The sequence below is a fragment of the Maricaulis alexandrii genome (assembly GCF_005871165.1).
GTDB classification, from domain to species: Bacteria; Pseudomonadota; Alphaproteobacteria; order Caulobacterales; family Maricaulaceae; genus Maricaulis; species Maricaulis alexandrii.
In genome coordinates this window covers 191,017-204,142 of sequence record NZ_SWKP01000008.1, presented here as the reverse complement: position 1 = coordinate 204,142, position 13,126 = coordinate 191,017, and the positions used below count along the sequence as shown (strand labels likewise).

Annotated in this window: 13 protein-coding genes; 7 read left to right on the top strand and 6 right to left on the bottom strand. The window is 65.0% G+C overall.

The features are described 5' to 3' along the window. Window positions 1–25: 25 nt before the first annotated feature. On the top strand, window positions 26–1,489 hold the full coding sequence (locus tag FCS99_RS11980; RefSeq protein ID WP_138512849.1) for a peptidoglycan-binding protein: 1,464 nt from the start codon (window positions 26–28) through the stop codon (window positions 1,487–1,489). 19 nt (window positions 1,490–1,508) lie between these two features. Further along, window positions 1,509–2,120 (top strand): acetaldehyde dehydrogenase family protein, encoded by a 612-nt coding sequence (locus FCS99_RS11975; protein WP_138512847.1) that lies wholly within the window; start codon window positions 1,509–1,511, stop codon window positions 2,118–2,120. Here FCS99_RS11975 and FCS99_RS11970 read toward each other — a convergent pair. Next, complete coding sequence (locus tag FCS99_RS11970) at window positions 2,117–2,782, bottom strand: cation transporter (protein WP_138512845.1); 666 nt, start codon at window positions 2,780–2,782, stop codon at window positions 2,117–2,119. The genes FCS99_RS11975 and FCS99_RS11970 overlap by 4 nt on opposite strands. A gap of 69 nt (window positions 2,783–2,851) precedes the next feature. On the opposite strand from FCS99_RS11970, the gene FCS99_RS11965 reads away from it, so the two are divergent. After that, the gene (locus tag FCS99_RS11965; protein ID WP_138512843.1) at window positions 2,852–3,301 is read left to right on the top strand and encodes a MerR family transcriptional regulator; all 450 of its coding nucleotides are present in this window, start codon (window positions 2,852–2,854) and stop codon (window positions 3,299–3,301) included. Here the strand turns inward: FCS99_RS11965 and FCS99_RS11960 are convergent. Then, entirely contained in the window at window positions 3,277–3,795 is a 519-nt protein-coding gene (locus tag FCS99_RS11960; protein WP_138512841.1) for a GNAT family N-acetyltransferase, read from the bottom strand. The two genes, FCS99_RS11965 and FCS99_RS11960, sit on opposite strands and share 25 nt — an antisense overlap. A 12-nt stretch (window positions 3,796–3,807) precedes the next feature. Continuing rightward, complete coding sequence (locus FCS99_RS11955) at window positions 3,808–4,416, bottom strand: DUF1134 domain-containing protein (protein ID WP_138512839.1); 609 nt, start codon at window positions 4,414–4,416, stop codon at window positions 3,808–3,810. A gap of 151 nt (window positions 4,417–4,567) precedes the next feature. On the opposite strand from FCS99_RS11955, the gene FCS99_RS11950 reads away from it, so the two are divergent. Further along, a complete protein-coding gene (locus tag FCS99_RS11950) occupies window positions 4,568–5,926 on the top strand; it encodes a flavin monoamine oxidase family protein (protein ID WP_138512837.1) in 1,359 nt (452 codons plus the stop codon). Beyond that, window positions 5,926–7,047, top strand: a complete 1,122-nt coding sequence (locus FCS99_RS11945) for a peptidase C69 family protein (protein ID WP_138512835.1) — start codon at window positions 5,926–5,928, stop codon at window positions 7,045–7,047. The genes FCS99_RS11950 and FCS99_RS11945 overlap by 1 nt, the downstream gene beginning before the upstream one ends. 603 nt (window positions 7,048–7,650) lie before the next feature. Here the strand turns inward: FCS99_RS11945 and FCS99_RS11940 are convergent. Both FCS99_RS11940 and FCS99_RS11935 read right to left on the bottom strand, forming a co-directional pair. Next, a complete protein-coding gene (locus FCS99_RS11940; protein WP_138512833.1) occupies window positions 7,651–8,070 on the bottom strand; it encodes a hypothetical protein in 420 nt (139 codons plus the stop codon). 102 nt (window positions 8,071–8,172) lie between these two features. Then, window positions 8,173–9,303: a nitrilase-related carbon-nitrogen hydrolase gene (locus FCS99_RS11935; RefSeq protein ID WP_138512831.1), complete on the bottom strand. Its 1,131-nt coding sequence runs from the start codon at window positions 9,301–9,303 to the stop codon at window positions 8,173–8,175. Between the two features lie 166 nt (window positions 9,304–9,469). On the opposite strand from FCS99_RS11935, the gene FCS99_RS11930 reads away from it, so the two are divergent. Continuing rightward, window positions 9,470–11,695, top strand: coding sequence for a M3 family metallopeptidase (locus FCS99_RS11930; RefSeq protein ID WP_138512829.1), 2,226 nt, complete (start codon window positions 9,470–9,472; stop codon window positions 11,693–11,695). Window positions 11,696–11,764: 69 nt separating this feature from the next. On the opposite strand, the gene soxR is transcribed toward FCS99_RS11930, so the two are convergent. After that, window positions 11,765–12,232, bottom strand: coding sequence for a redox-sensitive transcriptional activator SoxR (soxR, locus tag FCS99_RS11925; RefSeq protein WP_138512827.1), 468 nt, complete (start codon window positions 12,230–12,232; stop codon window positions 11,765–11,767). Between the two features lie 90 nt (window positions 12,233–12,322). Here soxR and FCS99_RS11920 point away from each other — a divergent pair, with 90 nt between their 5' ends. Then, the gene (locus tag FCS99_RS11920) at window positions 12,323–12,694 is read left to right on the top strand and encodes a VOC family protein (protein ID WP_138512825.1); all 372 of its coding nucleotides are present in this window, start codon (window positions 12,323–12,325) and stop codon (window positions 12,692–12,694) included. The last annotated feature ends 432 nt before the right edge of the window (window positions 12,695–13,126 follow it).

Here is a 13,126-nt window from a genome sequence, read left to right as displayed (position 1 = left end):
AGCCTCGGCAACGGTGGGATCAGACATGGTGGAACGCGTAACAGCGCTACTGGCTCAGGCGGCAGCGACCATTCTGGTTGTTATCGGCCTCGTCGCTGTGCTCGCCTTCACCCATTCCCAGGCCTATGAGGCCGGCTATTGCGCCACACGACATTGCCCGGACGGGGAGGCGCGATCGCCCGCCTGGTGGCCTTTCGGTCGGCAGGCGAACCAGAGCGGAACCGACACGCCTGACCGGGTCGTGATCCGTTCCGGCGGTTATGGCGAGGATGGCCGCTACTATCAGGACCGGCCGACCTCGGGTCCGTTTGGAGAAACCATTCGCGATCCTTATGACACCGGCGCAGGGGGCGGAACGATCACCTATCCCGGTGCCGACACCTATTCCGACAATGACACCGGCCGGTATTCCGGTTCCGGCTCCAGCTTCAATTTTCCTCTCGCCACGGGCGTGACGGGGGGCAGTCAGGCGCGCTCCTATCGGCGGCCCTCCTTCTACAGCTATGACCCGGGCGGCCGCATCTGCGCCTCCCAGACCTATGGCGTGGCCGAGGCAGATATCGCCCGGTGCTGGCTCAATGTGGGGGATGCCTATCAGGCGGTCGGCCGGATCGAGGATGCCCGTGACGCCTGGGATCAGGCTCTGCTCGTCGGTTCGACAACCGGCGGGTCTCAGGCCTCGCTGACGGCCCATCGCCGCTTGCAGGCCGCCATTCTGGAGCGCTCCTGTCCGACCACGCCGCAATCCCTGGCCCGCATCGCCTACGGCTTTTCCCAGACCGAGGATGATGGCGACATCATCGAGCTGGAACAGCGCCAGCGCGCCCTCTCGGCGCTGGGCTATTATGCCGGTACGGTGGATGGCAGCTATGGTCCGGTGACCCGCCGCTCTGTCCGCGACTTCCAGGGTGATATGGGGTTTGACCAGACCGGTGCACTGACCCCGGCGGAGACCGTCACCCTGATGTGCCATGCCGCACTGACGGCGCGCGACACCCATGCCCAGAACCTGCTCGGGATCATGTTCGCGACCGGGCTCGGCCTGGAGCAGAACATCGATACGGCCCTGGAATGGCTCGAATCGGCGGCCGAGCGCGGTCATGGCGGGGCCAATTTCAATCTGGCCCTGATCTATGGCACCGGCACGGTACAGGGCAGCTATCGCCTGTGCGGGATCGTGGAAAGTCCGGAACGGGCGGAAAGCTATCTGCGCCGGGCGGCCGAACTGGGGCATGGTCGCGCCCTGGCGCTGCGCCAGTATGCCGGTCGCCGCGGCACGCCCGCCGATCGCTGGTCCCGGATATCCGACCAGCTACTGGCCGAGGCGGAACGCAATGGCGACCGCTTCTATCTCGCCTGGCAAAGGCGGGTCGATGAAATGAGACGCGCCAATGGCGCAGAATTGAACCTGCCCGGCTGCTATCAGGCAGCGGTGGATGGTCAGGACACCGCGGGTGGCGGTGAGACCTCCGGCTCGGCAGAGCGGTAATCCAGGAAGGATAGGCGTGATGAAGAAACTGGCACTCCTGCTGATCGCGACCGCGGCCCTGTCCGCCTGTGCTCAGGACAATCACCGGCGGCCCAATCCCGGCCCGGTCTCGCCGGGGCCGTCGCGCCCCGCCCCGCCGATGCGCGACACGGTCCAGCCGGCAATCGACATGTGCGAAGTGGAAACCCTCGCGGAACAACGCCTCGCCATGCTGGACGAGATCCATGGCTATCGCGAGGCCATCGGGGCCACCGCCTCACCGCGCTCGGACAATGCCAATACCGAGACGCAGGAACTCATCGCTGCCTTCGAAACCGATCTGGACGCGTCCTACCGGTTCGCGACGGCCTCCTGCCGGACCTATAATCGCTGTCTTCAGGTCAACCGCTTCGACGAGGCCAGTTGTCAGGACACGGCCTCGCTCTGGCATGATGGCCAGGACCGCTTCCATGATCTGTCGGAACGCCTCGCCATGGTGCGCGAGCGGATTGCGAGCGGCTGCGATGATTGCGCTCCGCGCCGTTCTGGGCACCGTCCGCACCATGATGGCGAGCCGCCGCGCCGCCGTCACACCCATGACGAAGACGACCTGATGGGTTCGGTTTTCTCGACGGGCGGCGACGGCCACTAGTGGGACTGGCAGGTCTCGCCAGGGGCCTGGCCGTCCGGGGCGCGTCCGTGACGGGCCTGTCGGCGCTCCGCCAGGGCCTTGCCCAGGATCTGGACAGCGGATGAGACGAACAGGCCGGCCATGAGCCCGGCCACGATCACATCCGGCCAGTGTGTCCCGGTCCAGGCCACGAGCCCGGCCGAGCCGATCACGGCGAGATTGCCGATCGCATCATTGCGGGAACACAGCCAGACCGAGCGGACATTGGCATCACCATTGCGCCAGCGCACCAGGATCAGCACGCTCGCCACATTGGCCGCCAGGGCGAGCAGGGCGATACCACCCATCAGCTCGGCATCCGGCTGGGCCGCGAAGAAGGCCCGCCAAATCGCCAGGCACAGGATAACCGCTCCCATGACGAACAGGCTCGCGGCTTTGACCAGGGCGGCATTGGCGCGCCACAGCGCCGGTTTCCCGATCACGAAGAGCGACAGGCCATAGGTCGCGGCATCCGCGGCGAAGTCCAGGGCGTCAGCCTTCAGCGCCTGGGACTGCGCCGCTGCCCCAGCCAGCATTTCGACCAGGAAGAGCGCCGCATTGATCGCGATTACCGCCCACAGCGCGCGGCGGAAGGCGATGGATGTCCCGTCAAACTCGGTTTCGTGATCACAACAGCCGGACACAGGCCTCTCCTTGATTCTGGACAGCAAAAGGAGCCTAATTCCTCTAGTGACTAGAGGTTCAAGGGCAAAATGTCAGATATGTCCATCGGCCGTTTGTCGGCCCTGTCCGGGGTCAAGGTTCCGACCATCCGCTATTATGAATCCATCGACATGCTGGACGCGCCGCCACGTTCGCCCGGGGGGCAGCGACGCTATGGGCCGGGCCATCTTGAGCGACTGCGCTTCATCCGCCATGGCCGCGAACTGGGCTTTGGCCTGGATGATCTGCGCGCCCTGCAGGATTTGTCCGCGCGGCCGGACCAGTCCTGCGATGAAGCAGACCGGATCGCCCGGCGGCAGTTGCAGGATGTGGAACGCCGCATCGCCGGGCTGGAAGCGGTCCGGGCCGAATTGCTGCGAATGGTCGAGCGTTGCTCCCACGGCGTTGTGGACGAATGCCGCGTGATCCAGACCCTGTCGGAGCACGCCCTGTGCGTGCATCATGACCAGGCCGGTCAGACCCCGTCGAAAGCGGGGTGAAAGCTGACAATGGCGGGCGTGTCCGGCAGGGCGTGTCCGCCCAAGGGCTTGATCATGAATGCGTCCGCATGGGCACCATCCGGGTCCCCGTCCCAGCTCCAGCCGATCAATCCGGCCGGCTGGAAGCCGAAGCGGGGATAGTAGTCCGGATGCCCCAGTACAATGCACCAGGGGACGCCGAGAGAGGTCAGGAAGGTCAGCCCGTGCTCGATCAGGGCCGAGCCGATCCCCCGGTTCTGGTGCTCCGGTATGACGGCGACCGGTGCCATGCCGATCCCGTAGAACTCCGTTCCGGCCGGGGATTTCGCCTGGACGGGTGAGAAGAGAACGGTTCCCACAATCCGGCCATGGTCATCCGCGACCAGTTCCAGCGTGTCCTGGTCGGCAGCGCGCAGGCTGACGACGAGGCGGGCCTCTTCCGGTCCGGGAAAAGCCGCTTTCAACAGGGCATCAATGCCGGAATGGTCGTCTTCGTCGGCCGGGCGGATCTGCATGGTCGCCGCGGCTCAGAAGGGCAGCCAGGCGCGGCGGCGCGAATAGGCCAGATAGCCGACATTGGCACCGGCCCGCAGGCCGACACCCGAGCGGATCGGGGCCAGGGTGATCTCGTCGGCGCGCTGGTAGTTCACACCCATGCCGGCGACGAAATAGGCCGAGCCTTCCACGCCCGGAAAGCGCTGATAGAGGCGGTCCGTGTCGTTGAGATTATAGACCAGCACAAAGACCCGGCTGGCATTGCCGCCGGCGTCGAAGCCGATCGACGGACCACGCCAATAGACCTTTTCGCGCTCACCGGATTTCAGGGTCAGATAGCCTTCGCCATAGCGCAGGCCGATGCCGGCAGCGGCGGCGACTTCCTCGCCGGCCACATACCCGACCGGACGGCCCAGATCGGAGAAAACCCGTTCCAGAACACTGGCGGCCGCTTCCGCGGTGACGCCGAAGAAGTCGGACACGGCATCCACGAGCTCGTCCTGGGAATAAGTGTCGACCGGTTCGGAATATTCGCTGGGCTGGCCGTAATCGGGGTCCTGGGCATCGGCATCCGGCGTCAGACCGGAGGACAGGGTGAAGGTCAGGCTGATACCGGCAAGCAGGCTGGCAAGGGCGCGCATCGAATGTCTCCGTTCGCGAGGCTGTACAGGATAATTCCTGTATCACGACTATGGCGAGACAGCGGCGAAAGGGTTGAGGCTTGGTTAAGATCGCCGTGTCGGGCTGGTCAATTCAACGAAAATCGGCGCAGCATGGTTCCAGGGGAGACACATGGCCGATATCCAACAGCATGATGTGATCATCATTGGCGCCGGGATGAGCGGGCTGCGCGCGGCCCAGCTTCTGGCGGACACGCATGATGTCTGCGTGATCGAAGCGCGGGACCGGGTGGGCGGTCGCGCCCTGGCGCACAGGTTTGAAAACGGGGATACAGTCGATATTGGCGGCCAGTGGGTCGGGCCCGGACAGGACCGTCTCTACGCCCTTATCAATGAGATGGGGATGATGACTTATCCCCTCTGGGACCAGGGCGACCGGCTGATGCTGAGCCGCGACAGGCTCAGCAAGTATACGGGGACAATCCCCAAGCTCGCCCCGCATATCCTCCTGAATGTCCACTGGATGATGACGCGCTTCGACAAAATGGCGGCGCAGATCGATCCGGCCCGTCCCTGGGCGCATCCCAGGGCGCAGGAGTGGGACAGCCAGACCGTGGCGGAATGGATGCGCAAGCATGCGCTCTACCGCCGCGCCTTCGAGGTTTTCGCCGTCGGGATCGGCGCGGTCTTTGCGGCAGAACCCCATGATGTCTCGCTCCTGCATGCGCTTTTCTATGCCAGGGCCGGCACTTCACTGGACAATCTCGTCTCCACCACGGGCGGGGCGCAGCAGGACCGGGTGCATGGGGATATGGCCGGCCTCGCCACGCGGATAGCGGACAGTCTGGGAGACCGGGTCCGGCTCAATGAGCCGGTGCGCAAGATCGACTGGTCCGACGGTCTCCGCGTGGAAACCGACCGGGCTATCCACCATGCCCGGCGCGGGATAATGGCGATCCCGCCCAGCCAGGCCATGCGGATCCGCTATGAACCGGACCTTCCGGCGGGCCGGGCGGGGCTCTGGCTGCGCATGCCGCCGGGGGCCTGCATCAAGTGCATCGCCCAGTATGAGACCCCGTTCTGGCGCGAAGAAGGCCTTGCCGGTCAAGCAGTTGGGCCGGAACTGACGGTGCGCGTGACCTTCGATAATACGCAGGAGGGCAAGACGGCGGGCCAGCTTTTGGGCTTCATCGAGGGCAGTGAAGCGCGCCAATGGTCGGGCCGTGACCCGGAGGAGCGAAAGGCCGCCGTGCTGCGCGCCTTCAGCGCTTATTTTAATGAAACGGCCCTCCATCCCATTGATTATGTGGACCAGGACTGGACGGCAGAGCCCTTCACACGCGGCTGCTATGCCGCGCTGATGGGGCCGGGTGTCTGGACAGCCTATGGCGAACATCTCCGCCAGCCGCTGGGGCCGCTTCACATGGCGGGGACGGAAACGGCGACCGCCTATTTCGGATATTATGAGGGCGCCCTCGACGCGGCCGAGCGGGCGGTGGCGGAAGTCACCCGCGCGCTGGAGGCGGGCTGATGTGTGACACGCTCGCCATCCGCTCCAGCGCCTCGGTCTTCTTTGCCAAGAATTCCGATCGCGAGCCGAAGGAGGCCCAGCGGGTCGAGCGGCATGCGGCGGTGACGGGTGATACGGCCAAGACCGTGCGCTGCACCCATATCGAGATCGACCAGGTGCCCGACCGGCAGGCGACAATCCTGTGCCGGCCCGACTGGATGTGGGGCGCGGAAATGGGCGCCAATGCCGCCGGGGTCGTGGTCGGCAATGAGGCGGTCTTTTCCAAAAATGTGATGCGGCCCGGCGCGGCCCTTCTCGGCATGGATCTGGTGCGCCTGGCCCTGGAGCGCGGCTCGACGGCACATGAGGCGGCCGGCACAATCATCCATCTCCTGGAAACCCACGGCCAGGGCGGACCGGCCGGCTTCAAGGACAAGCGCTTTCGCTATGACAATTCCTTCCTGATCGCCGACCTGCAGGACATTCTCGTCCTGGAGACCTGCGGCCGGGAGTGGCGACTGCAACGCTGCCCCGACCGCGCCTCGATCTCGAACACCTATTCCCTGACCGGACCGGTGGTGATGCAGTCCGAGGGCGCGCCGGAGGACGGGTTCGGGGCCCGGGATGAGGGTTGGCTGATGCGCACCTTCGGCAAGGCGCGCGAGCGGCAGGCCTGCACGATGGCCGGGCTGGACGCCATGACCGAGCCGGGACTGGTGCCGATGGCCGCCCTGTTGCGCAGCCATGATCGCGGGACCGGGTTCGAAAAAGGATCAACGGCGGATGTCTGCATGCATGCGGGCGGCTTGCTGCGACCGCACGCCACCACGAATTCCATGCTGGCCATGCTGACACCGGGCGAGCCGCCGCGCCTGGCCTTCACCGGCACGATGACGCCTTGCGTGTCCCTCTTCCGGCCGGCAGGCTTCGAGGGCGCCTGGAGCGTGTTCGACCCGACCCTCTGGGAGCGCGGCGCTGCCCAATCCCGCCGCCTTGCCGGAGACCGCGAGGCGCGCCAGTCCGTGCAGGCCCGGATCGCCGCAGCCGAGCATCGGGTTCTGGCCATGATCGAGGCCGGACGGCCGGATGTGGCCGAGGAATTGGTGCGCGCCTGGGATTCGCATGAATTGGGGTTGGTTTAGGGGGAGGCGGGGGGCTGTTTTTCAGCGAGCTTTAGCCTTCGGGCACCGGGATTTCCCCCTCATCCGCCCTCCGGGCACCTTTTCCCGCAAGGGGAGAAGGAGGACGTCAGAGCTTGATCCTACTCCCTCTCCCCTTGCGGGAGAGGGTGGCGCGCAGCGCCGGGTGAGGGGCGTCCGCGTGAGCGGACAACAAGAATTGTCCTACCCCTTGATGGGGGAGGTGTCGGGCGCATGCCCGGCGGAGGGGGTGGGGGCGAGGTGTATCAGGAGGCACCGGGGTTCACCCCTTCCGGTCCTGCGGGCCACCTTCCCCATCAAGGGGAAGGATAGTCGGTGGCTTATCCCCACTCTTCAAACGCATCGGCTTGTCATCCCTGACGGATGCCCCCGACTTGATCGGGGGCGCAGATCAGGGACCCATTTGCGCCCCGTGGCACGATAGGTCCCGGCTCTATGCCCCGCTTTCGCGGGGCGACCGGCCGGGATGACAAGGGAATAATCCCATCAGATATCCGGAACGCCCTGTCGGCCCCGGGGCTGCGCCCGGGGTAAATGGGGTTTGTTGAAGAAAGCGGGCAGAGCAGGAGCGCCCCTCCACCAATCCTAGAAAGGGTTGATCGCGGAGCTGAATGTGGCTGAACAGTCGGAATAGTTTGGGTGCTCTGACACGAATTCTACAATCATGGAGTCAAGGTCCTGTCCGGGAGCCGTATCGCTCCAGTATGTCAGCAGCATGTTGCCGTAAGGCCCAAACCCTGACTTGAAAATCACATAGTAATCGATGTTCGCCAGCGACAGGCTGTGGAATCCGCCGTGTATATCCAGATTGCCACTGTGATTTGCGGCAAGTTGCTCCAACAGCTCCACCATGCGTTCTTCCGACGCGCTGTCCCTGTCAAATGCGGAGCAGGTTCTTTGGGAAAGGAATGGGGCTGGCGACGCTCCAGAATCGGATGCGCCTGAACAGCCGGCCGAAAAGAAGAGGCAGGCCAAAACCACGCAACTTCCAGACACCGTCTTCATAGCCGAAACTCCGCACCCATGGCGACCTGATTGAGAAACAATCGGAACGTGAAAAGAGGAAGTTGGACGGAGTCATTCCGCATGCCAACCCAACGTCTCCCCCTAACCCCCAATTCGCAACACCGAGATCGACGCGCCGTCCATCTCCCCTGCCACCCGGTGCGTGTTGCCCTCGACCAGGATGTTGGCGCCGTCTGATCCCAGATCCCACAGATCTCCGCGCAGGAAGGCTGTGACGCCTTGGCGGGCGCCGGCGGTGTTGAGGCGGCCGGCGAGGGAGTAGGTTTGCCAGGCTTCGCCTTCGGTGAGGCGGCCGGCATCGGCCCGGTCGGCGTCGTCGGGCCAGCCGGTGGTGTAGCCGCCCCAGGGCTGGGTCCAGACGCCGGAGGGCTGGAGGAAGGCGGGGACGGCGATGAGGTCGGCCTGGTTTTCGGTGAGTGGGGCGTAGGCGTCCGGGTGCCAGCTGTCGGCACAGATGAGGACGCCGAGGCGGCCGGACGGGGTTTGGAAGACCGGGATGTCCTGCGGGGTGGCGGCGGCGGTGAAGCCGGCTTCGTCGGGGATGGGGTGGAGCTTGCGGACGAGCTCGTCATGCACCCGGCCGTCCGGTCCGAAGACGGCGGAAACATTGTAGAGTGGGCCATTGCCGGGCCGGATTTCGCCCTCAATGACGGAGGGTTCCGGCAGGACGATGGAGCCGGCGACGATGGTGGTCTGGTACTCGCGGGCCAGGCCGGAGAAGACGGATTGATAGTCGCGCGCCATGCTTGCGGCGCGCATGCGGAAGACGGCGGCGGCGAGGCGGTCGTCTTCGCCGGAGCGGGTCAGGGCGAGGACGAAGGGCAGGGGATTGGCGAGGATGAGATGGGTCATCGCGCCGGTCGTGCTGTCCGCGGTGAAGCTGGCTCGGGGGGCGCGGGCGGCGACCAGCCAGGTGCCGATGTGTTCCGGGAAGACCACGATCGAGCCCTCGCCGAGCTGGCCGGCATTGCGGGCTTCGGCGAGATAGGCGCCCAGATGGGCGCGCAGCCGGTCGGGTGATTGGTAATGACGCTGGTCCAGCCAGGGCTGGATGGCGACGAGATGGGCGGCGGGTTCGGCTGGCTCTGCGCTCTCCCGGTGCGCGGTCAGGTGGAGTTCGGAGGGCGTGTCCAAGGCGGCCGGGGTCCGGTAGATCCCCCACAGGCCCGCACATACCAGCAGGCCGAAGGCCAGGATAAAGCTTGTCCGCACGTCTTGATCTCCCCGGTTTCAGGACAGCATTGGCGCTTCGCCGGCCGGGATCAAGCGCCGGCCGGGCGGCTCTGGCAGGCTTGGCAGGATAAGATGGTGAAATCTTCATTTTCGCCCCATGCCCGGAGCGGCTAGTCTCCGGCCAAACTCCAGGGGAGCCAGAATTATGCGTAAACTGATGATGAGCACGGCCAGCCTTGCGGCCCTTTTTGCGGTGGCCTGTACGCCGTCCACGACGAGTGAGGACACGGTGAGCGAGGACACGGTCACACAAGCGGCTGAGACCCGGATCGAGCTGGATGCAGCCACGCAAGAGGCGCTGGACACCAATCCGCTGCTGGCGGAATGGACCGGCCCCTATGGCGGTGTGCCGGATTTCCAGGCGGCCAGCCTGGATGATCTGCGTGGCGCGCTGGAAGCCGGCATGGCGGCCAATCTCGCCGAGATCGACGCCATCGTGAACAATCCGGAACCGCCGACCTTCGAGAACACGATTGCCGCCATGGAACGCGCCGGCGATCCGCTGGGCCGCGTCTTCTCCTATTGGGGTATCTGGTCGTCCAACCAGTCCTCGCCGGAATTCCGCGAGATCCAGCGCGAGATGATCCCGGCCCTGTCGGCCTACCAGTCCCAGATCACCCAGAATGAAGCGCTCTTCGAGCGCATCCGGGCGGTCTATGAGGGTGAGGAAATGGCGACGCTGCGTCCCGACCAGCAGCGTGTCGTCCAGCTGACCTATGACGGGTTCGCCCGCAATGGCGCGACGCTGGAAGGCGAGGCGGCCGAGCGCTATGCCGCGATCAATCAGCGCCTGGCCGAACTGCACACGACCTTCTCCAACAATGTCCTGCATGACGAGGAGAATTACGTCACCTATCTGACCGAGGACCAGCTGTCCGGCCTGCCCGACGGCTTCATCCAGGCCGCGGCGGCTGCGGCGGCCTCGCGCGGGCAGGAGGGCCAGTACGCCATCACCAATACGCGCTCCTCGATGGACCCCTTCTTGACCTTCTCGGACGAGCGGGATCTGCGCGAACAGGTCTGGCGCAATTATTACAGCCGCGGCGATAATGGCGATGAGTACGACAATAACGCCATCATCACCGAAATCCTGACCCTGCGTGACGAGCGCGTGGCGCTGCTGGGCTATGACGATTATGCCTCCTGGCGTCTGGAAGACCGCATGGCGGGCAATCCGGAAAACGCCATGGCGCTGATGCTGCCGGTCTGGCAGGCCGCCGTCGGCCGGATCGAGGAAGAAGTCGCTGACATGCAGGCCCTGGCCGATGAACGCGGTGACGACATCACGATCGCGCCCTGGGATTACCGCTATTATGCCGAGAAGGTCCGCCAGGACCGCTATGCGCTCGATAGCGACGAGGTGAAGCAATACCTGCAGCTGGATAATCTGCGCGAAGCCATGTTCTACGTGGCCGGCGAGCTGTTCGGCTTCGAGTTCCGCGAACTGCCGGAAGGCGAGGTTTCGGTCTGGCATCCGACCGTGCGGGTGTGGGAAGTCACCGACCGGGAGAGCGGCGAGAATGTCGGCCTGTGGTATCTCGATCCCTTCGCCCGCCAGGGCAAGCGGTCCGGCGCCTGGGCCAATTCCTTCCGCTCGCACACCACGTTTGATGGCGAGCAGAATGTCCTGGCCACGAACAATTCCAACTTCATCGAAGGCGCGCCGGGCGAACCCGTCCTGGTGTCCTGGGATGATGCGGAGACCTTCTTCCACGAATTCGGCCATGCCCTGCACTATCTCTCCTCGAACGTCGCCTATCCGACGCTCAATGGCGGGGTGCGGGACTACACCGAATTCCAGTCGCAGCTGCTGGAGCGCTGGCTGCTGACCGATCCGGTGATCGACAATTACCTGGTGCATGTGGAAACCGGTGAGCCGATCCCGGCGGAACTGGTCGAACGCATCCGGGCGGCAGCGAACTTCAACCAGGGTTTCGCCACGGGCGAGTATCTGGCCTCGGCGCTGATGGACATGGTCTATCACACCACGGATCCGTCGGAGATTTCCGATCCGGACACGTTCGAGCGGGAAACCCTGGAAGAGCTGGGCATGCCGGACGAAATCGTCATGCGTCACCGCTCGCCGCACTTCGGGCACATCTTCTCCGGTGAAGGTTATTCGGCTGGCTATTACGGATATATGTGGGCCGATGTGCTGACCTCGGATGCGGCGGAAGCCTTCGAGGAAGCCCCGGGCGGTTACTATGATCCGGAAATGGCCGGCCGCCTGGTCGACTATCTCTTCGCCCCGCGCAATGCGATCGACCCCGCCGTCGCCTACCGCGAATTCCGCGGCCGCGACGCCGACCCGGCCGCCCTGATGCGCGATCGCGGTTTCCCGGTGCCGGAGGGCATGGGTGACACGGAATAGGCCTGTTCCAGGCTTTTGAAGAAGGGCGCTCCATCGGGGCGCCCTTTTTTCTTGGGCGCTGCGCGGACTCTATTCGTCGGCCTGTGGAACCCCGAAATGCGGGCCGGCGCCGAGGTCGGAGAGGCGGTCCTGCGGATTGTACAGGCGGCAGGCCTTCAGGGAGAGACAGCCGCAGCCGATACAACTGGTCAGGCTTTTGCGCATGCGGGTCATCTCCTCGATCTGCCGGTCCAGACGCTCCAGAAGGCTTGCACTGATCCCCGCCCAGTCCGCCTGGGTCGGGGTGCGGCCGTCCGGCAGGCTCTGCAGGGCCTGCGCGATCTCGCCCAGGCTGAGGCCCAATTGCTGGGCGATCAGGATGAAGGAGACGCGGCGCACATCGGCCCGTTTGAAGCGGCGCTGCCCGCCGGCATTGCGGCCCGGATCGATCAGCCCCTTGTCCTCGTAGAAGCGCAGGGCCGAGACCGACACGCCGGTGCGTTTGGCGAGCTGGCCGATGGAGAGCGGATCCGCCGGGGTTTTGGGCGCTGTCGGCATGCTGAAATTTCTTTCTTGACCTCAAGTAAGGTTGAGGAATTATCAAGCTTCCTGTCAAGACGGCCGCGGGCCGGAAAACAGGAGTTCAAGATGACGAAATCGACGCTGGAACACGTCAATGTCACGGTCAGCAATCCGGCCGAAACCGCTCAGCGCCTGACCGACTGGTTCGGCTGGAAAGTGCGCTGGCACGGCCCGGCCAAGAATGGCGGCACCACCTATCATGTCGGCAATGACGACGCCTATGTCGCGGTCTACGGCCTGCCCGAGGCGCATGACATCCGCCTGCCCGCCGGCCGCCTCAACCATATCGGCGTCCTGGTCGAGGATCTAGACGCCGCCGAGGCCCGGATCAAGGCCTCCGGCCTCCACACCCATTCCCACGCCGACTATGAACCCGGCCGCCGCTTCTATTTCGATGACCCGGACGGCATCGAGTTTGAAGTTGTGAGCTACGCGTAGGGGGAGCAAGACCACCGGGTATGAGTGCCCTTTCTCCGAGGGAGTGCGGAAATGGCTCTACTATCCTCCCCCTTGATGGGGGAGGTGCCCGGCGAATGCCGGGCGGAGGGGGTGGGGGCGAGGTCTATCCCGTGGACACCGGGGTTCACCCCTTCCGTCTTGCCGCTGCGCGGCAATCCACCTTCCCCATCAAGGGGAAGGATAATCGGCGTTTTATCCCCACCCCCAACCGCCTCGCTTAATCTCCCCCTTGCCTCAGCACCACTCGAGGCCCGGCCCGGTCAGGTCGGGGGTGTTGGGGGAGCGGAGCGTTTCGGACATCTGGATTGACCACCGGAAGGAAGGAACGGCTATCGAGGGGGTCCGCTGGTTCCAACGGTCGGAACCTGTACCCACCCGGTCTTGAAGCCCCGTCGAGAGGCGGGAGGAAAT